We start from the raw sequence: 21407 nt of genomic DNA on the forward strand, positions 1-21407 counted from the left end.
CCTGGAGGGAGTCCTCCCACGCAACCCAAGCGACGACCCGGAGGGATCAGACCGTGGACCGATCTCTGCCCGGCGTGCGCGGATGGCTCGGGCACGTGAAGAAGGGCGCCGCCGGACTCGGCGAGCGCCGGGCCCGGTTCCGTGCGCAGCGCGAGGCCGAGGCCGAGGCCGCCGAAGCGTGGGAGGAAGGCGGTCCGCCGCAGGCGCCGCACGGGCCGGCCGGCACCGGAGCGCGGGATCCCGCGGCCGCCGTGCCCTGGGGGGTACGGGTGGCCGCCGAGGCCGGCTGGCGGTTCCTGGTGCTCGCCGCCACCGTCTGGGTGCTGATGAGGGTCATCGGCGCGGTGCGGCTCGTCGCCCTCGCCTTTGTGGTCGCGCTCCTGGTCACCGCACTGCTCCAGCCGACCGTCGCCCGGCTGCACCGGCGCGGACTGTCCCGGGGCGCGGCCACGGCCCTGACCGCGACCTGCGGATTCGTGATGCTCGGACTGGTCGGCTGGTTCGTCGTCTGGCAGGTGCTCGACAACCTCGACAACCTCTCGGACCGGGTTCAGGAGGGCATCGGCGAGCTCAAACAGTGGCTGATCGACAGTCCCCTGCACGTCACGGAACAACAGATCAACGACATCGCCGACAGCCTGAGCGACAGCGTCGGCACCAGCACCAGCGACATCACCTCCACAGGCCTTCAGGGCGTGACCGTCCTGGTCGAGGTGATCACCGGGCTGCTGCTGGCCATGTTCGCGACCCTGTTCCTCCTGTACGACGGCAAGCGCATCTGGCGGTGGACGCTGCGGCTCGTCCCCGCCGCGGCCCGTCCGAGGGTCGCCGGCGCCGGCCCGCCCGCCTGGCGGACCCTCACCGCCTACGTGCGCGGCACCATGATCGTCGCGATGATCGACGCGGTCTTCATCGGCGTGGGCATCTACTTCCTGGGCGTACCGCTCGCGGTTCCGATCGGCGTGGTGATCTTCCTGTCCTCCTTCGTGCCCCTCGTGGGCGCCGTCGTCTCCGGAGCACTCGCGGTCGTGGTCGCCCTCGTCACCGATGGGGTCTTCACCGCCCTGATGGCGCTGATGGTCGTCCTCGTGGTGCAGCAGATCGAAGGGCACGTGCTCCAACCGTTCATCCTGGGCCGGGCGGTCCGGGTCCACCCGCTCGCCGTCGTCCTGGCCGTCGCCACGGGCGGCACCATCGCCGGGATCGGCGGGGCCGTCGTAGCGGTCCCGCTCGTCGCCGTGGCGAATACGGTGATCACCCACCTACGGGCCCACCCCGCCGGCGCCGTCCAGGACACGGGGCCCCCGCCGGGCTGAAGGGAAGACAACACGAGGCGTCAGCCGAAACCGCTCCACAGAGCCGGATCGGGCGGTTGTCGCCGTGCCGTGCCATGCCGTGCCGTGCGCGTGTGCGCGAGCAGGTGCGGCGCGCCGTCTGTTCCACAGCAGAACCCCACGGACGCGCAGGCCGGCGAACCCCTCGCACCCGCCGTCGAGGACGCCCTGCGCGATGTGCTCGCCCGGACCCGCACCCTGCCGGGCCCTCCCGCCGGGGCGTGGTCGCCGCCGGAGCCGGAGGTTCTGTGCCGGCACGTGAACCAGCTGCGCGCCTACGTGTGCAGGCGGCTGTTGCCCTCTTCGTGCCCGTCGGCGGTGGGCTCGTCGAACCAGTAGTCGCCGGCCGCGAGGTAGCGGAAGCTGTGGGTGGTCTTGGCGGGGAGGGCGACGGTCACGGCGCGCGTTCCGTCGGTCCGGGGTGCGAGGACGTGCGTGCCGGGATGCCAGTCGTTGAACGTGCCGACGACGCTCACCGGCCCGGGCGGGAGGTCCCCGGGAAGGACGAAGGTGACGTCGGTCGTGTGTTTGCGGCGCTTGCGCTCCAGCACGTACTGCTCCTTCTCACAGGGCGGGCGCTACCCGCCGACCGGGGACAGCTTGACGCCCCCGGCCCGTCCCGGCCCACGACCCGCCGCAAGCGCACCCACGTCACCCGTCCGAGCGGACCCGCTCGCGTGAGGCCGCGGCTTCGCCGGCACCACGCCACCTGAACCGGCCGGCGCCGCCTGAACCGGCCGGCCGCCGCCTCAGGCGGGCCAGGTGCCGGTCAGGCGCTTGGCGGCCACCGCGCCGCCGCGGTCGATCGCGGCCTTGACCGCGGCGAACACAGCGCCCTGGAGGGCCGCGGCGATGAGGATCTCCCGCCACGTACGGTCCTCGTCGGTGGCGCTCGGCGCGTCGTCCTGGTGGCCGAGCCTTTTCCAGATCTGCTTGAAGGCCAAACCGGCCAGCAGACCCCCTGTGGCGCCGAGCGCCAGACCCACGGGCTTGTAGGCGATCTTCGAGGTCTCCACCGCTGCCTCCGCTTCGTTGCCGTTCCCCCGGCGCCTGCCCCGAGCCGCTCGCGGCTAACGCGCGGAGCCGGGCGGGCAGGTTTACCGGACGGGCATCGGGACAGACGCACCACGTCAGATGATCGCCAACGATCGGAGTGAGAGCCGTGTCGGGTGAGCAGAAGATGAAGGCCAAGAAGGAACAGGCCAAGGGCAAGGCCAAGGAAGCGATGGGCCGCACCGTCGGCAACGAGCGCCTCACCGCCGAGGGGCGCGCGGAGCAGATGAAGGGCGATGCCCGCCAGGCCAAGGAGAAGGCCAAGGACGTCCTCAAGGACTAGCGCGGCAGACCGACTTCACCGCGGCAGACCGACTTCACCGAAGCAGAAACAGAAACAGAAGCCGAAGCCAAGGCATGAGCGGCCACGGCCTCCTTCCCCCGGACGGGCGACGGAGGCCGTGGCCGTACGCGTGCGCCAGGTCCCTGAGCCTGCCGCGGTCGACGTCGGCCGCGGACCCGTCCTGGGTGTCCAGTGCGAGGGTCTCGACCTGGCCGACGCCCCAGCCGTAGGCAAGCTTGTGGAGTTCGAGCACGAAGAAGGACTCCATGGTGGCGATCCCCTCGATGTTCCTTCGAAAACAGGCTGTCGACGGGGACGTCGTCGACCTCGGCGGGCATCCCGGCGCGGTGCCTACCGCCGGTGAGGATGTTGACGAGGACGTCCGGGACCCCGGCCGCGGCGAGCGCCTCCATCGCCTTCCGCACGGTCAGCGGGGTATCGGCCAGGGGCTTGCGATCAGGGCGTCGCCGGTGGCCAGGCCGCGGGCGGCGAACTCGGCGAACATCCGCAGCGGGAAGTTCCAGGGCGTGAGGCCCCCAGGTGCCCACCGCGCGGCGGGCCGGACGCACACCAAGTGAAGGCGTGACCCCGTCCCTGTAGGAATCCCGGGGAGGAAGCAGCGTAGAGGCCAAGGACACTTCGCTACGGGACCTCGTACCCGGACCGGGGCGGCGCAGCCGCACGCAGCCGGTGCGGTGCGCCGCCGAGGTGGCGGCCCGCTGCGGAACCGGTACACGGTGGAGCGCCCGCCGATGGACAGCGGCCGGGATTCCGATGGGTCGGGCGGCCATCCTCGGTGTGCGCCCTCCGCCTCCGGACGACCCGGGCCCGGAGCGTTCGGGCGCGGCAGGGCACCCGCCCCCACCGCGAACCCGATCCCGGGAGTGTCATGTCCGTCCACGCCGTCCTCCGCCGCTCCGCCGAACTGCCCGGGCGGGCCCGGCTCGCGGCCTGCCGCGCCGGTGACGCGGCCGTCGCCGCCGTCCGCCGCGCGGTGTCGGCGGCGCCGCTGCCCTGGCCCCATGAGGGTCAGGCGAGCGTGGAGGTGGAGGGGATCGGCTGCCTCGGCACGGTCGGCGAGCAGCGGCCGGTGCCGATCGCCAGCCTCACCAAGGTGATGACCGCTTACGTCGTCCTGCGCGAGCACCCGCTCGGCCCGGGCGAGTCCGGGCCCGTGGTCCGCGTGGACGGGGCCGCCGCCCGCGAGTCCGGCTCCACGATCGAATCGGTGGTGCCCGTCGGGGAAGGGCAGGAATTCTCCCTGCGGCAGCTGCTCGCGTACCTGCTGATCCCCTCGGGAAACAACATCGCCAGGCTCCTCGCCCGCTGGACCGCCGGCTGCGAAGCGTCCTTCGTGCGCCGGATGAACGAGGCGGCCGCGGAACTCGGCATGGCCCGTACACGGTTCACCAGCTCCTGCGGCATGGACACCGGGAACACCAGCACGGCCGTCGACCTGCTCGTCCTGGCCCGCACGGTCATGCGAGACGAGGTGTTCCGGACCATCGTCGCCACCCCGTCGGTCCGCCTCCCGGGAGACCGGGGCGAGGCGCGCACCACCAACCGGCTGCTCGGCCGGCACGGTGTCGCCGGGTTGAAGACGGGCACCAGCACGCCGGCCGGGGGCAACGTCCTGTGGGCCGCGTACAAGGACGTCGACGGCAGCCGCAGGCTGGTCCTCGGCGCCGTGCTCGCGCAGCGCAGCGGCTGCTCCCCGGTGCGCGCACGGGCGGCCGTCTGGGCCCACAGCCGCCGCCTGGTCGAAGCCGTCCAGCGCGCACCGCTCGAGGAACTCGCGAGACTCAGGCCCTCCGCGCCGGCGGCGCACCCGTCCCTGACGCCGCCGATCCCCGGCGGGGCGGCGGCACTGTCTGGTAGCGGTCGGGCGGGGTAGGCGACCAGGGACCAGGTGGGAGGGACACGACGGAGGAGGCGGCCATGAGCGGGAACGGACGGGACGGGGCAGAGAGCGCGTCCGAGCAGAGCCGATCCGCGACGGACGAGCCCGCGGGGACCGAGCCCGCGGAAGGCGGCACCGGCGGGGACGCCGCGAAGCGCCGGCGTCCGGGGATGGGGCGCGAGGAGCAGGTACGCCCGCATCGCCCTCAGGGGGGCCGGCCCGGGGGAGCCCGGCAGCCGGTGCTGCTGCCCGACGAGGGCGCCATGGTCGACGAGCACGGGCGCCCGCCCGGCGTCCCGTCGCGGACGGGCACCGGCTCCGGCTCGCCGCCCTCCGACCAGGAACGCGTCGACCGGGCCGCCGCCGAAGCGGTGGACCCGGGTACGCCCGGCCACCGGTGAGCGGTCCGCACGGGCGCTTGCCCGCTTGCGTTCGGCGGGAACCGATCCCGGCGGGGCGGGGCGGGGCGGGGCGAGGCGAGGCGAGGTGAGCGTCAGGGGAACGCCTCGGGTGTTGCGACTGCCTCCCACGGCCGGACCGTGCACCTGATACCCCAAGGCGAGCTGGACGAGGAGGTTGCCGCCGTCTTCGACCGCCTGCGCCCCGCGCTCGGCGCGGCCATCGGGGTGGTCATCTGTGCGCACGGTGCCGTTCACGGACGCGGCCGGACCGCACCACCTGCTCGACTTCGTGCGGACCGCACGGGAGCGGGGCGTCAGGGTCCACGCGTGGCAGTGGAAGCGCCGGCCGCGGCGGCGGGGATCCCAGAGCGCTCCGGCATGACCCGCGACGAACTCCGCGACGCGCCCAGCGCCTCCGGCACTGCCTCCGACACCGGTTCCGGCCGCGGCTCCCGGGAGCCCGTGCGGCGGCGGCCGCACAGCGGTGATCCGTGTCCGAGACCCGCCGGGCCGCGAGGCCGTCGCGGGTCAGGGAGCGATCATCGAAGCCGTGCGGCAAGGCGCAATCATCAGAATTCTGGATCTTCTCCGCCTGCCGTCGCGCCACGCCTCGCCGTGCCGGCTCGGGACGCGTCGTCCGGCCGATCGCGGGTAGGCGCCGGTCGTGAGCTACGTGAGCCCTGGCAGGGAATACACCCGGCCCGGCCGCTACCGCCTGGTGGTCAGCGGGGCCTGTCCGTGGGCGAGCCGGGCGGTCATCGTACGGCGCCTCCTCGGACCGGAGCGCCCCTTCGGCGACGGCACCGCGCCGGCGCCGCCCGCCCCCGGAGAGACGGTCGGCGGCCACTGCCATGCATAGGCCTTCAGAGAGGAAACCGATGACGAACGGGACGGACCAGCAGGGACGCGACGAGTCGCCGGAGGAGCGCGCCGACCGGCAGTGGCAGGAACTCATCCAGGAGATACGGGTCGCCCAGACGGGTGTCCAGATCTTGTTCGGATTCCTGCTCACCGTGGCCTTCACCCCCGTGTTCGCGGGGCTCGCGCAGAGCGAGAAGGTGATCTACGTGGTGACGGTGGTGCTGGGATCCCTGGCGACCGGCGCCCTGATCGGTCCCGTGGCCCTACACCGACTCGTCTCGGGGCGCAGGATCAAGCCCGAGGCCGTCGCATGGGCATCGCGCCTGACCGTCACGGGCCTCCTGCTGCTCCTCGCCACCAGCACCTCGGCCCTGCTCCTCGTCCTCAGGGTCGCGACCGACAACGGCCTCGCGACGTGGCTCGTCGGCGGGGTGTTCGCCTGGTACGTGCTGTGCTGGTTCGTGCTGCCCCTGTGGGCACGGGTCCGCTACACCGCCACGCACTGACCTTCGGAAACGGCCGCCTATCCCGTCGCGGCGAGCTGTGCCTCCGCCGCGGCGATGGCTTCGAGGGCGGTGGCCCTGCCCATCAGCACGCACAGGGTGTACGCGGTGTCGTCCATGGCCCGCAGGGCACCGGGGTCGTGGGGGGAGGCCGCGAGGCGGGCCTGGCAGCCGCGCAGCCGGGTCAGGACTTCCTCGGTCCGGGCGGGATTCGGCGCGAGCCCGGCGCCGCGCGGACCGCCCGCCGGGCCGCGGGTCCGGGCCGCCTCGACGGCGCGGCGCAGGGCGCGTTCGAGGCGGGCGGGCAGGGCGGTGCCGCACGAGGTGGCGGTCATCGCGGCCGCGAGGTCCCGGACGGCGACGTCGGCCAGGTCCGCGGCCGTCGCGAGGATGCGCAGCGCGTCGCGGGCCGAGCAGGGGGTCGTGGCCATGAGCATCCCGACGGCCCAGTTGCCCGTCGGCGCGGGCACCGGGTGCCCGGGCGTCCGGGCGGCGGGGGCCTGTCGGCTCGGTGGGGTGGTTTCAGGTGTCGGCACGGGGGTCCTCCGGTCCGGGTCGGTGGGGTGGTGCGGTGCTCCGCTTAGGGACGCTATGCCCGCCGTCTGAACACGGGCGCCGCGGCGCGCTGGTTCAGGGCCCGAACAACCGCCATGACCCGCCCGGCCGACGGGCCCGGCCCCCGCGGCGCCCCCGGGCGGCAATCCCTAGTCCGCGGCCACGGCCTCGACGAGGCTGTCGACGACTCCGCTGAGCCGTCCGTGACGCCGGTGCGCGGCGCGTTGCCGGGCCGCCCCGCCGCCTTCGGTCCGGACCTCCGCCAGCAGGGCGTCGACCAGCTCCGAGTCGCCCGACGCCGCGAGGCCCGGGCCGGCCCGGGCCCGTAGCCGGGCGATCAGCGTCCACGCGGGCACCACGACGCCGTCGACCGGGTCCAGGCCGTCGCCGCACAGGCCGTGGGCGGCCGCGAGCAGGTGCGCCTCGCGGAGCCTCGCCGAATGCGGTGCGGGGGCCGGCGCCCCGTCGGCCGCCTCGGCGCGCAGGGTCGCGGCCAGGCCCCGTACGAGAACGGCCAGGAGGACGACCGTGCCGATCCGGGCGTTCACGTCGGCCACGCGGATCTCCAGCGTCGGCACGTGCTCGGACGGGCGGGCGTACCAGTAGATCATCCGCCGGTCCAGCACCGTGCCGCTGCGCACGAGCTCCTCGGCGCAGTGTTCGTACGCGGCTTCGTCGAGGACCGGGGCGGGCCCGACGGTCGGCCAGCGGGCGTGCTCCACGGCTCGCCAGCTCGCGTACCCGGAGTCCCGGCCCCGGTCGAAGGGGGAATTGGCCGCGAGGGCCTGGAGGACGGGCAGCCAGGGGCGCATCCGGTTGGCGAGGTCGAGGGCCTCCGCCCGGTTGTCCACGCCGATGTGGACGTGGCAGCCGCAGACCGCCTGGTCGTAGTTGCCGAGGATCCGGGCGAAGCGGGACTCCATCCGGCGGTAGCGCTCGTCGGGCGTGACGGTCAGCGGGTGCTCGGGCGGCACGACGGAGGTTCCCGCGGCCAGCAGCAGGCACTCCTCGGCGGCCGCGGCGCGGATCACCTCGGCCCGGATCCGGGAGAGCTCCGATCTGAGCGCGGCGGGGTTCGTGGTGGGGCTCGTGCAGACCTCCACCTGGGCGGTGAAGAACTCCGGCTGCACCAGCGGCCCCAGCGTGCGCGCGGCGGCTTCTATGACGCGCGGGCCGCGCCCCACCGGGGCCCGGCTGCGGCGGTCGACGAGGAGGAACTCCTCCTCCACTCCCATCGTCAGGATCGGGACCCGGCCGGGAACGGCCTCGCGCCCCGCGTCCGTCGCGGTCGCCCTGGATACGGTCAGTGACATCGAAAGCCCCCTCCGTGGATCGAGGCGGATCGTCCGGCCCGGGAAGGTCGATCGGGGCCCGGGCCCCGGGCCCCGGGCCGGCTGGTCAAGGGCGTCTACCCGTCGGACCGCCGCTCACGCGCAGGTCCGGGCGACGGCGGCCGGATCGGGCGCGGCCGCGCGGCCGTCAGGCGAGCGAGGGGAAGAAGGGCAGGTAGTCCTGGTCCCCGACGGACGGGATCACGGTGTAGCTGGCCTCGGGAAGCTCGTTCCACACGCCGGGCAGGTCCCCCAGCGGTTCGGAGACCACGAGGCGCGATGCGTCGGAGATGTCTTCGAGGAACTTCACCTCGGGGTGCAGGTGGCGCACGGTATCGGCGCGGCTGCTGTAGAAGAGCGACCGGGAGGCGCCGACGCTCGAATAGCGGAATGCCCAGAGGCGCTCCCCGTCGCTGATGGCCAGGGTCATCTGAACCGGTTCGGCGACGCCGTGCTCCTTGCCGAGCCGCTCCACGAGCCCGGTCATCCTGGCCACGGCCCCCGGGACGTCCTGGTCCAGCCCGAAGGTCACCGCCAGGTAGAACATGACCTCCGAGTCGGTGGAGCCCTCGATGGCCGGGAAGAGCGCCGGATCGACGGCCAGGCAGAGGTCGCGCTGCAGCCGGGGGAAGTCCGCGATGGCCCCGTTGTGCATCCACAGCCACCGGCCGTGACGGAAGGGGTGGCAGTTGGTCTGCTGTACGGCCGAACCCGTCGAGGCGCGGATGTGCGCGAAGAACAGCGGCGAGCGGACGTGCGCGGCGAGCTCGCGCAGGTTGCGGTTGTTCCAGGCCGGGGCGATGTCCCGGAAGACGGCCGGGGTGCCGTCCCCGTTGTCGCTGTACCAGCCGAGGCCGAAGCCGTCGCCGTTCGTCGTCTCCACGCCCATCCGGGCGTGCAGGCTCTGGTTGATCAGCGAGTGTTCGGGCCGGTAGAGCACGGCGTCGAGCAGCATGGGCGAACCCGAGTAGGCGAGCCAGCGGCACATGCGTACCTCCCTTTCGCGGCCTGCTCCGAGCCTAACCCCGTACGCGGCCGCGGTCCTGGCATCCGCCGCGGCGGGGCGCCGCGGCGGATCCGGGGCCGGGATCAGCAGATCCGCGGCAGCTGCTCCCCGATCGGCAGGTCCACCACGCGGGTGCCGCCCAGCCCGGTGCGGGCCACGACCATGCCCGGGTGGGCCTCCACGGCCTCGCCGATCACGGTCGCCCCCCGCCCCAGGGGATGCGCCCGCATCGCGTCGAGCACGGCTTCGGCGTGCTCGCGCGGTACGAAGGCCACGAGCTTGCCCTCGTTGGCCACGTAGAACGGGTCCAGGCCGAGGATCGAGCAGGCGTTCGCGACGGCCGGGGGCACCGGCACCCGGGACTCGTGGACGAGGACACCGGTGCCGGAGGCGGTGGCGATCTCGTTGAGCGCGGCGGCCAGACCGCCCCGGGTGGGGTCGCGCAGGACGTGCAGATCGGGGGTGACCGCGAGCATGCTCCGGACCAGGCCGCCCAGCGGAGCGCAGTCGCTCTCCACGTCCACCCCGAACTCCAGACCCTCGCGCACGCTCATGATGGCGACGCCGTGCAGCCCGATCTCACCGCTGACGATGACCACGTCGCCCGGCACGACCCGCTGGGCGCGCAGGTCCACCCCCGCGGGGATGACGCCGATGCCCGCGGTGTTGATGTAGACGCCGTCCCCGTGCCCGCTCTCCACGACCTTCGTGTCCCCGGTGACCACCTCCACGCCGGCGGCCCGCGCGGCATCGCCCATCGCGCGGGCGACTCGGGCGACCACGGACATCTCGACGCCCTCCTCCAGGATGAACCCGCAGGAGAGGTACGCCGGTTCGGCCCCCGACATGGCCAGGTCGTTGACCGTGCCGTTGACCGCGAGGTCACCGATGCAGCCGCCCGGGAAGAACAGCGGGCGCACGACGTAGGAGTCCGTGGAGAAGGCCAGCCGCACGCCCCCGAGGGAGAGCGCGGCGGAGTCCCCGAGCTGGGCGAGGGCGGGGCCGCCGAACTCCGGGAGGAAGAGGTGCTCGACGAGTTCGGCGGACAGCGCGCCGCCCCCGCCGTGGCCCATCACCACCCGGGGGTGGTCGCGCAGCGGCGCCGGGCAGGTCCAGCCCGTGATGTCCAGGGGTGCGGTCTCGGTGGGTGCGGTCTCAGCCAACGGGGCTCGCCTCCAGCGGCGTCGTCGGGGCGGCCGGCGCGGCCTGGAGGTCGAGCCGGCGGTAGAGGTAGTACGCGGCGCAGGCGCCCTCGCTGGAGACCATCGTGGCGCCGAGCGGGTTGCGCGGGGTGCACAGGGTGCCGAAGGCCTCGCACTCGTGCGGTTTGATGAGCCCCTGGAGCACCTCGCCGCTGCGGCACTCGGCGGGTTCCCGCGTGGTGATCCCGGTGACCGAGAAGCGGTGCTCGGCGTCGAACTCCCGGTAGCGCCCGGACAGTCGCCAGCCGCTGTCCGGGATGACCCCGATCCCGCGCCAGGCCCGGTCCGTGACCTCGAAGACGTCCTCCAGCATGGCGAGGGCGGCGGGATTGCCCTCCGGGCGGACGGCGCGCTCGTACGCGTTCTCCACGGTGTGCTCGCCCCGCTCGAGCTGGAGCACGGTGCGCCGTACGCCTTCGAGGATGTCCAGCGGCTCGAAGCCCGTCACCACGATCGGCACCCGGTGGCGCGCCGCGAGTTCCGGGTATTCAGCCATGCCCATCACGCTGCACACGTGCCCGGCGGCGAGGAAGCCCTGCACCCGGCAGCTCGGGGACCGCATGATGGCCTCGATGGCCGGGGGAACCCGTACGTGGGAGACCAGCAGGCTGAAGTTGCGGATGCCCAGCCGCTTCGCCTGGTGGACCGTCATCGCGTTCGGCGGGGCCGTGGTCTCGAAGCCGATCCCGAAGAACACCACCTCCCGGTCCGGGTTCTGCCGGGCGATGGTCAGGGCGTCGAGCGGGGAGTAGACCACCCGTACGTCACCGCCCTCGCTGCGGACCCGGAACAGGTCGCGGCCGGTCCCGGGGACCCGGAGCATGTCGCCGAAGGAGCAGAAGATCACGCCCGGCCGGGAGGCGATCTCCAGCGCCTTGTCGATGACCTCCAGCGGGGTGACGCAGACGGGACAGCCCGGTCCGTGAATCAACTCCACCTGATCGGGGAGGAGTTGATCGATGCCGTGCCGGATGATGGTGTGCGTCTGACCGCCGCACACCTCCATCAGTGCCCAGGGGCGGGTCACCGCGGAGTGGATCTCGTCCAGGAGCCGGCGCGCGAGGGCGGGATCCTGGAACTCGTCGATGTACTTCACCGCGACTCTCCCTCGCCACCGTCGGCGGCGTCCGCCGCCAGCTCCCACGGGTCGCCGAACTCCTCCTGGAGCATGCCGAGTTCCGCGAACAGGGCGAGGGTCTGCTGCGCGGACTCCTCGTCCAGACGCTGGAGGGCGAAGCCCACGTGGACGATGGCGTACTCGCCGACCTGGAGGTCGGGCAGGTACTCCAGGCACACCTCCTTCTGCACGCCGCCGAAGTCGACCGTGGCCATGCGGGTGCCGTCCTTCTCCGCGATGTCAAGCACTCTGCCGGGTACCGCCAAGCACATGGACCTCTCCTCGCTGTGGGGGGTCGGTGGCGCCGCGGGCGGCCGCCACCATGAGCTGACCGAGTGCCAGCCCGCCGTCGTTCGGCGGGACCTTGCGGTGCCGCAGTACGGTGAAGCCGAGCCCGCTCAGCGCGCGGGCGCAGGACGAGGACAGCAGGGTGTTGGCGAAGACCCCGCCGGTCAGCGCCACCGTGTCCAGGGCGTGCCGTTCGCGCGCCAGAACGCACAGCTCCGCGACGAGTGCGGTGACGGCGTCGTGGAAGCGGGCCGCGATCACGGACGGATCCACCCCCGCCCGCAGATCGGCCACCAGCGAAGCCAGCAGCGGAGCCGGATCGGCGGTGACGGGGCCGCCCCGGCCGGGCGCCGGGTGGTTCAGGGCGAAGGCGTAGGGGTGCCGGTCCGAGCGTCCCGTTCCCCGCAGCGCGGCGGATTCGAGCTCCATCGCGGCCTGGGCCTCGTACCCGGAGTGCTGGCAGATGCCCGCCAGGGAGGAGACGCTGTCGAAGAGCCGTCCCATGCTGGACGTGGCGGCGCAGTTCACACCGCGCTCCAACTGCCTTGACAGCACTCGGAGTTCCTCGTCCGGGCAGCTGCTCGCACACGGCAGGTCCGGGTCCCAGGGGATGCCCGCCGCCCGCAGGTGCGACAGCGCCATGCGGTACGGCCGGCGCACCGCGGCGTCACCGCCCGGCAGTGGCACGTACGCGAGGTGCGCGAAGCGGGTGTACCCGGCGTAGTCGGCGAGGAGCACCTCGCCGCCCCACACCGCGCCGTCGTCGCCGTAGCCCGTGCCGTCGAACGCGACGCCGATCACCCGGCGGCCGCCGTCCAGGCCGTGTTCGGCCAGCGCGGACGCGATGTGCGCGTGATGGTGCTGGACGCGCACCAGGGGCCGGCCCCCGGCGTTGCGGACCGCCCAACGGCCCGACCGGTACCCGGGATGCCGGTCGGTGGCCAGCAGGACCGGAGAGACGCCGGTGACGGACTCCAGCTGCCGTTCGGCCCGCTCGAAGGCGATCTGGGTGGACAGGTCGTCCATGTCGCCGATGTGGGCCGACAGCCAGGCCCGGCGGCCCTCCCCGAGGCAGAGGGCGTTCTTCAGGTCGCCCCCCGTCGCCAGCGTGGCGGGGACGGGAAAGGGCAGCGGCAGCGGAAGCGGGGCGTATCCGCGCGCACGCCGGACCAGCAGCTCGGCGCCGTCGCAGACCCGCACCACGGAGTCGTCGCACGGGACGTGAATGGGCCTGTCGTGCGTGAGCCAGCCGTCGGCGAGGCCGGCCAGCCGCTCCAGGGCCTCCTCCTCCCCGGTCACGATGGGCTCGCCCGCGAGGTTCCCGCTGGTCATGACGAGCAGCGCGGGCCCCGCGGGATCGCCGGGAAGCCCGAACAACAGGTGGTGGAGCGGGGTGTACGGGAGCATGACGCCGAGGTCGGGGCTGCGCGGCGCGACCTCCTCGGCCGGTCCGGGGACACCGGCGCGCCTGCGGAGCAGCACGATGGGCCGGACGCTCCCGGTGAGCAGGGCGCGCTCGGCGGGGCCGAGGTGCGCCAGCCGCTCCGCCTCGGCGAGGTCGCGTGCCATCACCGCGAACGGCTTGTCGCCGCGGGACTTGCGCCGGCGCAGTTCCGCCACGGCCCCGGGCAGGGTGGCGTCGCAGGCCAGGTGGTAGCCGCCGAGCCCCTTGACCGCCAGGATCGCGCCCCGGGCCAGCAAGCGGCGGGCCCCGGCGACCGGATCCGTACCGGCGGGCTCGTACGGTTCGGCCCCGGCCCCGGCCCCGACCCCGGCGACCAGCAGTCGCAGCCGGGGACCGCAGGCCGGGCAGGCGACCGGCTGGGCGTGGAACCGGCGGTCGGCCGGGTCGGCGTACTCGCGGGCGCAGTCGGGGCACATCGGGAAACCGGCCATGGTCGTGTGCACGCGGTCGTAGGGCAGTCCGGTGACGATCGTGAAGCGGGGGCCGCAGTGCGTGCACGTGATGAAGGGGTGCCGGTGGCGTCGGTCGGCCGGATCCGCCAGTTCCGCGAGGCACGCGGCGCACGTGGCGGTGTCCGGGGAGACCAGGGTCCGGGCCGGGCCGCCGCTCCGGGAGGCGATGATCGAGAATCCCGCGCCGCCGACCACCGGCACCTCGCAGTGGTCCACGGCGTCCACCACGGCCAGCGGCGGGGCGTCCGCCGCGAGGCGCTCGCAGAAGGCGGAGACGGCGGCCGCCGCTCCCTCGACCTCGGTCACCACTCCCTCCGGGGTGTTGGTGACGTGCCCGGCCAGACCGAGCCCGGTGGCGCGTGCGTAGACGTACGGCCGGAAGCCGACGCCCTGCACCACGCCCTGGACGGTGACCCGGCGGCGCTGTACGGACTCCATCAGCGGGTGTGCGCTTGCGCTGCCGCTGGGGGACTGGACGGCCTCGGTGTGTGGCCGTGCCCGTGATCGTGTCCGTCCGCCGGGCCGTGCGTGTGGCCGTCGTGGTCGTGGCCGTGGCTGTGCTCATGGCCGTCCGCGCCGCCGCCCTGTGTCCCTGCACGGGCGCCGGCCATCACCGGGGTGTGCGCCGCGGCTCCCGCGCCGACCGCCTGTGCGCGGTCCAGCAGCAGGCCGAGGCCCTCGCCGGTGCGGGCCGAGGTGAGCACCACCTCCACCCCCGGGTTGACCCGCTCGACGTTCGCGCGGAAGGCCGCCTCGTCGAACTCGACGGCCTGCGCGATGTCGGTCTTGGTGACGACGACGAGCTGGGCCAGGCCGAAGGCCGTCGGGTACTTCAGCGGCTTGTCCTCGCCCTCGGTCACCGACGCGAGGACCACGCGCAGCGACTCCCCGAGGTCGTAGGAGGCCGGGCAGACCAGGTTGCCGACGTTCTCGACGAAGAGCAGGCGTGTGTCCTCGGGCAGCCAGCCGTCCAGGTGGCGGCCCAGCATCACGGCCTCCAGATGGCAGAGCCCGTCGGTGAGCACCTGCTTGACGGGTGCCCCCGAACGGGCCAGCCGCACCGCGTCGTTCTCGGTGGCCAGGTCCGCGGTGAGGGCCGCGACGGCCACCCCGCGTTCCCCGGCGAGCAGCAGTTCCCGCTCCAGCAGTGCGGTCTTGCCGCTGCCCGGACTGGACAGCATGTTGACCACCGTCGTGCCGCGGGAAGTGAGTTCGGCGCGCAGGGCCTGCGCGGCCCCGTCGTTCTTGGCGAGTACCGCCTGTTTCAGGTCGACCACTCGGCACATGGGTCAGGCCTCCTCGGAGATCGGTGCGCGGCAGGTGGCGGCAGCGGCCCCGGTGGCCGCGGTGGACTGCGCGTCCTCCCAGGTCACCGTGAGGATGCGCAGCTCGCGCCCTGAGAGGAGCTCCACCTCCGTGGCCCTCCCGCACGTGGGACAGCACAGTTCGGGAGGCATCCCCACGGCCCAGTCACCCGCGCAGGCGCCACAGCGCGCACGGGCCGCCTCGGACCGGACGACGAGCTCGGCGCCCTCCAGGACCGTTCCGGCGCAGGCCAGTTCGAAGCAGAAGCCGAGTGCGTCCGGGACCACGCCGGCCAGCTCGCCGACCTGGAGCTCCACTCGGCTCACGACGCTTCCGGCCTCCGGGGCCGCTTCCTCCACCTGGCCGACGACGGCCAGGGCGATCGACATCTCGTGCATCGGATTCGGTCTCCGTCCTGCCGGGGCTCATTACACCGGCAGGACCCGGGCACCGCGGCCGGGCACGCCGGGAGCCCGTACGCCCCGTACTCCATTCGGAGGGCGGGGCGTACGCGTTCACATGCGGCGGATGCGCAAGTAGCGCCTGATGTCCGGCAGGATCTGCTTGAGGACGGCGACCAGGGCCAAAGCGGCGGCCCCGCCGACGACTGCCTTCTTCATGGGGTGCTCCTCAGTTCTCGGCGGTTCGGGTCGTCCGTCGCGGGTGCGTAAGGCTCCTCCCGCGCGAGCAGGTCCAGGAGGGTCCGCACGGCCCGCGGCACCGAGTCGGCCACCGGCCCGCTCAGCCCGATGCCCTCCTCGACGCAGGCGGGTTCGCAGCCCAGGACGAGCACGCGCCGGGGTGCCTCGGCGCCCGTCCCGGCGCACAGGGTGTCCAGCAGGGCGAGGACGGTGGCGGGCGACATGTCGTGGCCGTCGAGGGCGGCCCCGCCCGGGGGAGCGGCCGTGTCCTCCTCGCCGACCTCGATCAGGTACAGGGTGCCCGGGGCCCCGCCGCGCGCGGTGGCGTCGACGAGGACGACCGTGTCGTAGCCCTCCAGCAGCTGATAGGCGAGGTGGACCCCCCGGACCCCGAAGTCCACCGCCTCCACGCCCGGCGGCAGCGGGTGCGCGGACAGGGCCCGCAGGGTCTCCACACCGAAGCCGTCGTCCCCGAGGAAGACGTTGCCGATGCCCGCGACCAGGGTGCGGCCGGTCACGCCGGCTCCCCGGGGGTGACGGCCGCGGCGACGGTGACCTCGTCCGGCTGGAAGTACAGGAACCGTCCCTGCTCCCGGCGGATGTCCGCGCCCGGGTCGCCCTCCACGGTCACGGCGAGGTGCACGCCTCCGTCGACATCGTGCAGGACGGCCTCCACCAGGGCGCTGCGGCCCTGGAGGAACAGGTCCTGGGCGTCGGTCCGGCGCAGTCCCGGGCGCAGTACGACACGGCTTCCGGCGCCCACCCGGGCACCGTCGACCGTCACGTGCTCGGGCACGGGTGCGGCGGAGTCCGCCCCGGCCGGGTCCCACCAGGGGGTGTCGGGCCGGAACAGCGTGTCCGGGTCCGGTGCGCCGGCCTCGCCCGCGGTTCTGCCCGCGGCGCCGCCCGCGGACTCGCCGGTGATGTCGCGCAGGCCCCGTACGGCCCCGTGCAGCCGCTCCAGGACCTCGGGCGGCATCGAATCGGCCAGCTCGATCACGGCGGCCGCCCGGGGATCGGTACCCCGGGCCTCGCGCTTCTCCTGGTCGGTGAGGGCCGCCGTGCGCAGGGCCAGGATCTCGTCGATCTCGGTGGCGTCGTACATGGCGCCGGCGCTCTCGGGGGCGATGGCCGGATGGTCCTCCAGGATGATGGGGGAGGACAGGACCACGTCCGCGCGGCCGGGCTCGCCCGCCAGTACCGGCCAGGTGTGCCGGTTCTCGCACGTCGCGACAGCCCCCTTGGCCCACTCGGGCGGGTCGGTCATCGACAGGAAGGAACCGGAGCTCAGCGCCAGCAGGAGATGGGCGGCGACCAGGGAGCGGGGCAGCGCCTCCTCCCGGGTCGCGGACGGATCCTCCGGAGCCCACGGGCTGGTGTTCTCCGCCACGGCGGTGAGCTTCGACACCCGGTAGGGGCCTTCGAGTTCGGCCGCGCACAGCCGCAGGATCCCGTCGATCCGCTCCGTACGCCGCACCAGGCGGCCGACCGTGCGGCCTGCCGCGTCGAGGACCGGCTCGACCTCCTCGCGGGCGGGCCGGGAGAAGGGGAACACGGCCTCGGAATGCGCCAGTTCGGCCACGGCCACGGACACCTCGACCCGTTCCTCGGTCCCTTCGTCCCAGGGGACCAGGACCCGGTCGGCCAGCTGGAGCTCGGCGACCTCCTCGAACGAGCCGTCGGAGCGGCACCGTTGGACCGTACGCCGCTGCGCGTGCAGGAAGCGCAGCTCCAGGAAGAGCGTCGCGGCGCCACGGGGCTCGAGCAGGATCTCCGTCCGCTGGAAGGAGTGCTCCCCGTGGGCGGGAGCCCAGGCGGGCGGCACGAGCACGCCGAACTGCCAGCGCATCCGGTTCTTCGCCGCGGAGGCCCGGTACGGGTAGAGGACGTACCCCTCGAAGAGGACGGCGTCGGCCACCTGCCGGGCCGTGGCGAAGCGGCAGTCCGCGGCGTCGATGTCGACGGCGCCCGCCGCTCCGGGGGCGGTCGTGGTCACGGCGCGGTCCTCTCGACGACGAGCGGCGCCGGCGTCCCCAGCCGGACCGGGGCGGGCAACGGATCGGCCGCGCCGTCCAGGAGGGTCCGTACGGTGGCCTCCCAGGAGGCAAGCGCGTGCCGCGAGCGGAAGGCGAGCAGATCGGCCATGGTGTCGGCGGGCAGCCGCAGCCAGCCGCAGCCGGGGAAGTGCTGCTCGACCATCTCCCGCCAGACGGCCACGGGCATCCGGTACGCGGCCTCGCGGTCCCAGGGCACCGGTTCGACGTGGAAGCCGCCCGCCCCGGTGAAGGCGGTGCCCGAGAACAGCATCAGCATCGGGACCTCGCCGTCCTGGAGGGCCGCGAAGTATCGGGTCGCAGCGATGTCCATGTCGTAGCTGCACGGCACCACGAGGTCCACCTCGGTCTCCCCGGTGAAGCTCGGGACCATCACCGAGACCTGCGCGAACTGCACCGGCTGAAGGGTGGACCCCCAGCGGGAGGGATCGCCGAACAGGTCGGCCAGCCCGTCCGCCTCGGCGGGGCCGTAGCGCCGCTTGGCGGGCTCCACGCGGAGCTGGCAGCGCAGGGCGACGGCGTGCACGCGCACCCCGGGCGAGGCGGTCAGCCGCAGCCGGAACACCAGCGTGGGTCCGGCGGCGTACGGATCCGCGCGCACCCCGGTGCAGTCGAAGGCGAAGTCCGTCACGGCCGCCCCGCTTCCGCCGGGTCCGGGGCGAGCACGCGGGCCCGCCGCTCCACCCGCTCGAAGAACACGCGCAGCGCCTCCCGGGCTTCGGCGCCCCCGTCGAACCCCTGCCAGAGCATCCGCATCCGGCCCACCAGTTCGTAGCAGATGTCGATGGGGACCAGGTGGCAGGTGGTGTCCCCGGCCGCACGGTGCAGCAGCAGCGCCTCCACGTCGGGCTCCAGCAGGCCCGCCAGGCGTCCGGCGCCGAGCACGCGCTGCCAGGTCTCCGGGTCGAGCTCGCTCTCGGTGGCCCCGGCGGGGCTCGGATAGAGCGCGACCAGGCGGTCCAGGGCGGCGTTGCGGAAGAGGAAGGCCACCCCGACGGGGATCTGGAGGGCCTCCCAGGCGCCGTCGCCCAGGGGACGCTCCGGGTCGGTGAGGTAGCGGTCCGGGACGGCGCGGAACCGGCCGGCGGCCGCCCCGGGCCGGTCGAAGAGCAGGGCGCAGGCGGTGCAGGCGCAGACCAGGGCCCGCCGCTCGGTCTCCACCAGGTGGCGGTGCCCGTCCTCGGCGACCGCCACCCCGCACAGTTCGCATGTCTCGGGGCGCGGCGGGCGGGCTTCGGCGAACCTGCGCAGGCCGCGCGCGGCCGGGGCCGGCGCGCTCACCGCACCCGTGCCGGGGTCTGCGGGCGGGCGCCGATCTGGAGGAGGGCCGGGGCGGGGGCCGCCTTCTCCACCTCCACGGAGGTCACTTCGGGGGCGAAGGCCGCCAGGGCGTCCACCACGCCGCCCGGGACGCCGTCGGCGCCGGCGTCCGAACCGCCGCAGCCGCAGCCGCCGCCGGCGGGCACGCTCAGCCGCAGGACGCCCGAGGCCGGGTCGAAGCCGAGCAGTTCCGCGGGCTCCGGCGCGGACCGCAGCGCCCGCCCGATCCGGACGTCCACGTCCTCGGGGTTCAGGTCGTGCAGGGCCAGCAGGCTCGCCACGAGCTCGTCGTCCAGCAGCGGGGCCAGGCCGTGGTCGCCGAGCCGTTCCGTGATCCGGGCGAGCCCCGCCCCGTAGAACTCCATGAGTCCGCGGACCAGTTCCTCGGCGGCGGCGCAGGCCGCCCGGTCTCCCGTGGCGGCGAGCCGGTCGAGGACCTCGTCCACCCGGCGCCCCGCCTCCCGTGCGTCGACCGCGACGCCCGTGCGTGCGGGGCTCATCCGCCCAGTCCGCTCAGGCCGGTGGGGACGTGCATGGTCTTGACGGTCTTGCCGCCGCCGACGTACATGTGCACCCCGCACGGCAGGCAGGGGTCGAAGCTGCGGACGGCCCGCATGATGTCGATGCCCTTGAAGTTCTCCGGGGTGTTCTCCTCGAAGATGGGCGTGTTCTGCACGGCGTCCTCGTACGGTCCCGGGGTGCCGAAGGTGTCGCGGGTGCTGGCGTTCCACGGAGTCGGCGGGTACGGGTGGTAGTTGGCGATCTTCCCGTCGCGGATGACCATGTGGTGCGACAGGACGCCCCGTACGGCCTCGGTGAAGCCGACGCCGATCGCCTGGTCCGGCACCTCGAACTTCTCCCAGGTCTGGGTGCGTCCGGCGCGGACCTCCGCCAGCCCCTTCTCGGCGCAGTGCAGCGCGATGGCGGCCGCGTACGCCTGGAAGTAGGTACGGGCCCGGTTGCGCTCCAGGGCGTTGCTCCACTGGGGGATCCGCCACTCGAAGGTCGTCTCGGGCTTGGTCATCGTCTTCGGCAGGTTGATGACCACGCTGTGCCCGGTGGCCTTGACGTAGCCCACGTCCACCAGCCCGGACAGCGCCGTGGACCACAGCCGGGCGAGGGGGCCGCCACCGGTGTCCAGCGCCAGGTGGTCCTTGCCGTCGAACCATCGGGGCGACATCACCCAGCTGTACTTGTCGTCGAAGTTCCGCTTCTGCGGGGCCGGGATGGTGTGCTGGTTCCACGGGTGGCGCGGGTCCACCGGGTTGCCGAGCGGGTCGTGCGTGACGAACTGCTCCTGCCCCTGCCAGTCGTCGTAGTACGAACTGCCCAGCAGGATGCGGATGCCGAGGTTGATCTCGGTGAGGTCGTTGGTGACCAGTTTGCCGTCCACCACCACGCCCGGGGTGACGAACATCTTCCGTCCCCAGTCGGTCATGTTGGCGTACGTGAAGTCGCAGTGCTCGGGGTCGTTGAGGGCGCCCCAGCAGCCCAGCAGGACGCGCCGGCGGCCGACCTCCTCGTAGCCGGGCAGGGCCTCGTAGAAGAAGTCGAACAGGTCGTCGTGCAGCGGCACCACCTTCTTCATGAACTCCACGTACCGCATCAGGCGGCTCATGTAGTCGGTGAAGAGCTGGACCGAGGCGATGGTGCCGACGCCGCCCGGGTAGAGCGTGGAGGGGTGCACGTGGCGCCCCTCCATCAGGCAGAACATCTCCCTTGTGTAGCGGCTTACTTGGAGGGCCTCGCGGTAGAACTCGCCCTCGATGGGGTTGAGCGAGCGCATGATGTCGGCGATCGTGCGGTAGCCGTGCTCGCCCGCGTGCGGGGCCGGGGTCCGCTCGGCCAGCTCCAGGACCCCGGGATTGGTCTCGCGGACCATCTTCTCGCAGTAGTCGACCCCGACCAGGTTCTCCTGGAAGATGTTGTGGTCGAACATGTACTCCGCGGACTCGCCGAGGTTGATGATCCATTCGGCGAGGTGCGGGGGCTTCACCCCATAGGCCATGTTCTGCGCGTAGACGGAGCACGTGGCGTGGTTGTCGCCGCAGATCCCGCAGATGCGACTGGTGATGAAATGGGCGTCACGGGGGTCCTTGCCGCGCATGAAGACGCTGTAGCCACGGAAGACCGATGAGGTGCTGTAGCACTCGGCGACCCGCTTCTGCTTGAAGTCGATCTTCGTGTGGATGCCGAGGCTGCCCACGATCCGGGTGATCGGATCCCAGGCCATCTCGACCAGGCCGCTGCCGTCGCCGGCCGCCTTCGTCTTCGGTTCCATGGTGTCTGCCGTGACCCTTCATCAGCGCGGGTGGAGGAGGTGTGCGGAGCGAACA

The 21407-nt window shown here is 73.4% G+C and carries 25 protein-coding genes and 1 pseudogene; 7 read left to right on the plus strand and 19 right to left on the minus strand.

The window, feature by feature from the left end:
* The first annotated feature begins 65 nt into the window (after positions 1-65).
* The gene (locus tag ACIQV3_RS01830; RefSeq protein WP_403709144.1) at positions 66-1316 is read left to right on the plus strand and encodes an AI-2E family transporter; all 1251 of its coding nucleotides are present in this window, start codon (positions 66-68) and stop codon (positions 1314-1316) included.
* A gap of 293 nt (positions 1317-1609) precedes the next feature.
* On the opposite strand, the gene ACIQV3_RS01835 is transcribed toward ACIQV3_RS01830, so the two are convergent.
* Together ACIQV3_RS01835 and ACIQV3_RS01840 are read right to left on the minus strand one after the other, a co-directional pair.
* Positions 1610-1885 (minus strand): isoamylase early set domain-containing protein, encoded by a 276-nt coding sequence (locus ACIQV3_RS01835; protein ID WP_389436511.1) that lies wholly within the window; start codon positions 1883-1885, stop codon positions 1610-1612.
* A gap of 198 nt (positions 1886-2083) precedes the next feature.
* The gene (locus tag ACIQV3_RS01840) at positions 2084-2350 is read right to left on the minus strand and encodes a DUF4235 domain-containing protein (RefSeq protein ID WP_403708702.1); all 267 of its coding nucleotides are present in this window, start codon (positions 2348-2350) and stop codon (positions 2084-2086) included.
* Positions 2351-2514: 164 nt separating this feature from the next.
* On the opposite strand from ACIQV3_RS01840, the gene ACIQV3_RS01845 reads away from it, so the two are divergent.
* Positions 2515-2670, plus strand: a complete 156-nt coding sequence (locus tag ACIQV3_RS01845; protein ID WP_284716012.1) for a CsbD family protein — start codon at positions 2515-2517, stop codon at positions 2668-2670.
* Positions 2671-2704: 34 nt separating this feature from the next.
* On the opposite strand, the gene ACIQV3_RS01850 is transcribed toward ACIQV3_RS01845, so the two are convergent.
* Positions 2705-2938, minus strand: a complete 234-nt coding sequence (locus tag ACIQV3_RS01850) for a hypothetical protein (protein WP_403708704.1) — start codon at positions 2936-2938, stop codon at positions 2705-2707.
* Here ACIQV3_RS01850 and ACIQV3_RS01855 point away from each other — a divergent pair.
* The 5 genes and pseudogenes from ACIQV3_RS01855 to ACIQV3_RS01875 all read left to right on the plus strand — a co-directional run bounded on the left by ACIQV3_RS01855 (position 2937) and on the right by ACIQV3_RS01875 (position 6338).
* On the plus strand, positions 2937-3248 hold the full coding sequence (locus ACIQV3_RS01855) for a hypothetical protein (protein WP_403708706.1): 312 nt from the start codon (positions 2937-2939) through the stop codon (positions 3246-3248). The two genes, ACIQV3_RS01850 and ACIQV3_RS01855, sit on opposite strands and share 2 nt — an antisense overlap.
* Before the next feature lie 311 nt (positions 3249-3559).
* Positions 3560-4564: a D-alanyl-D-alanine carboxypeptidase family protein gene (locus ACIQV3_RS01860; protein ID WP_403708708.1), complete on the plus strand. Its 1005-nt coding sequence runs from the start codon at positions 3560-3562 to the stop codon at positions 4562-4564.
* A 44-nt stretch (positions 4565-4608) separates the two neighbouring features.
* Positions 4609-4971 carry a hypothetical protein gene (locus ACIQV3_RS01865; RefSeq protein WP_403708710.1) on the plus strand — a complete coding sequence of 121 codons (363 nt, stop codon included), beginning with the start codon at positions 4609-4611 and terminating at the stop codon, positions 4969-4971.
* A 673-nt stretch (positions 4972-5644) separates the two neighbouring features.
* A pseudogene (locus ACIQV3_RS01870) lies at positions 5645-5755 on the plus strand (glutathione S-transferase family protein); the annotation flags it as partial.
* A 94-nt stretch (positions 5756-5849) separates the two neighbouring features.
* A complete protein-coding gene (locus ACIQV3_RS01875) occupies positions 5850-6338 on the plus strand; it encodes a DUF6328 family protein (RefSeq protein ID WP_403708712.1) in 489 nt (162 codons plus the stop codon).
* Positions 6339-6355: 17 nt separating this feature from the next.
* Here the strand turns inward: ACIQV3_RS01875 and ACIQV3_RS01880 are convergent, their stop codons facing one another.
* The 16 genes from ACIQV3_RS01880 to ACIQV3_RS01955 all read right to left on the minus strand — a co-directional run bounded on the left by ACIQV3_RS01880 (position 6356) and on the right by ACIQV3_RS01955 (position 21352).
* A complete protein-coding gene (locus ACIQV3_RS01880; RefSeq protein ID WP_403708714.1) occupies positions 6356-6871 on the minus strand; it encodes a DUF5133 domain-containing protein in 516 nt (171 codons plus the stop codon).
* 168 nt (positions 6872-7039) lie between these two features.
* Positions 7040-8203 (minus strand): glutamate--cysteine ligase, encoded by a 1164-nt coding sequence (locus ACIQV3_RS01885; RefSeq protein WP_403708716.1) that lies wholly within the window; start codon positions 8201-8203, stop codon positions 7040-7042.
* Positions 8204-8369: 166 nt separating this feature from the next.
* Complete coding sequence (locus ACIQV3_RS01890; protein WP_403708718.1) at positions 8370-9209, minus strand: class II glutamine amidotransferase; 840 nt, start codon at positions 9207-9209, stop codon at positions 8370-8372.
* A 101-nt stretch (positions 9210-9310) separates the two neighbouring features.
* The gene (gene hypE, locus ACIQV3_RS01895) at positions 9311-10390 is read right to left on the minus strand and encodes a hydrogenase expression/formation protein HypE (RefSeq protein WP_403708720.1); all 1080 of its coding nucleotides are present in this window, start codon (positions 10388-10390) and stop codon (positions 9311-9313) included.
* Positions 10383-11525 carry a hydrogenase formation protein HypD gene (hypD, locus tag ACIQV3_RS01900; RefSeq protein ID WP_403708722.1) on the minus strand — a complete coding sequence of 381 codons (1143 nt, stop codon included), beginning with the start codon at positions 11523-11525 and terminating at the stop codon, positions 10383-10385. Before hypD ends, hypE begins: the two co-directional genes overlap by 8 nt.
* Positions 11522-11818 carry a HypC/HybG/HupF family hydrogenase formation chaperone gene (locus tag ACIQV3_RS01905; RefSeq protein ID WP_403708724.1) on the minus strand — a complete coding sequence of 99 codons (297 nt, stop codon included), beginning with the start codon at positions 11816-11818 and terminating at the stop codon, positions 11522-11524. Before ACIQV3_RS01905 ends, hypD begins: the two co-directional genes overlap by 4 nt.
* Positions 11787-14189, minus strand: a complete 2403-nt coding sequence (gene hypF / locus ACIQV3_RS01910; protein WP_403708726.1) for a carbamoyltransferase HypF — start codon at positions 14187-14189, stop codon at positions 11787-11789. Before hypF ends, ACIQV3_RS01905 begins: the two co-directional genes overlap by 32 nt.
* Positions 14189-15037: a hydrogenase nickel incorporation protein HypB gene (hypB, locus tag ACIQV3_RS01915; protein WP_403708728.1), complete on the minus strand. Its 849-nt coding sequence runs from the start codon at positions 15035-15037 to the stop codon at positions 14189-14191. Before hypB ends, hypF begins: the two co-directional genes overlap by 1 nt.
* Positions 15038-15040: 3 nt before the next feature.
* The gene (locus ACIQV3_RS01920) at positions 15041-15454 is read right to left on the minus strand and encodes a hydrogenase maturation nickel metallochaperone HypA (RefSeq protein WP_403708730.1); all 414 of its coding nucleotides are present in this window, start codon (positions 15452-15454) and stop codon (positions 15041-15043) included.
* A 117-nt stretch (positions 15455-15571) separates the two neighbouring features.
* The gene (locus tag ACIQV3_RS01925; protein WP_403708732.1) at positions 15572-15676 is read right to left on the minus strand and encodes a DUF6893 family small protein; all 105 of its coding nucleotides are present in this window, start codon (positions 15674-15676) and stop codon (positions 15572-15574) included.
* Positions 15673-16215, minus strand: a complete 543-nt coding sequence (locus ACIQV3_RS01930; protein WP_403708734.1) for a hydrogenase maturation protease — start codon at positions 16213-16215, stop codon at positions 15673-15675. Before ACIQV3_RS01930 ends, ACIQV3_RS01925 begins: the two co-directional genes overlap by 4 nt.
* Positions 16212-17693, minus strand: coding sequence for a hypothetical protein (locus ACIQV3_RS01935; RefSeq protein ID WP_403708736.1), 1482 nt, complete (start codon positions 17691-17693; stop codon positions 16212-16214). The genes ACIQV3_RS01930 and ACIQV3_RS01935 overlap by 4 nt, the downstream gene beginning before the upstream one ends.
* The gene (locus ACIQV3_RS01940; RefSeq protein ID WP_403708737.1) at positions 17690-18382 is read right to left on the minus strand and encodes a DUF6084 family protein; all 693 of its coding nucleotides are present in this window, start codon (positions 18380-18382) and stop codon (positions 17690-17692) included. The genes ACIQV3_RS01935 and ACIQV3_RS01940 overlap by 4 nt, the downstream gene beginning before the upstream one ends.
* Positions 18379-19032, minus strand: coding sequence for a DUF5947 family protein (locus ACIQV3_RS01945; RefSeq protein ID WP_403708739.1), 654 nt, complete (start codon positions 19030-19032; stop codon positions 18379-18381). The genes ACIQV3_RS01940 and ACIQV3_RS01945 overlap by 4 nt, the downstream gene beginning before the upstream one ends.
* Positions 19029-19571: a hypothetical protein gene (locus ACIQV3_RS01950; protein ID WP_403708741.1), complete on the minus strand. Its 543-nt coding sequence runs from the start codon at positions 19569-19571 to the stop codon at positions 19029-19031. Before ACIQV3_RS01950 ends, ACIQV3_RS01945 begins: the two co-directional genes overlap by 4 nt.
* Positions 19568-21352: a nickel-dependent hydrogenase large subunit gene (locus tag ACIQV3_RS01955; protein WP_403708743.1), complete on the minus strand. Its 1785-nt coding sequence runs from the start codon at positions 21350-21352 to the stop codon at positions 19568-19570. The genes ACIQV3_RS01950 and ACIQV3_RS01955 overlap by 4 nt, the downstream gene beginning before the upstream one ends.
* Between the last annotated feature and the right edge of the window lie 55 nt (positions 21353-21407).

Source organism: Streptomyces sp. NPDC099050, from assembly GCF_044759865.1.
Classification (GTDB): domain Bacteria; phylum Actinomycetota; class Actinomycetes; order Streptomycetales; family Streptomycetaceae; genus Streptomyces.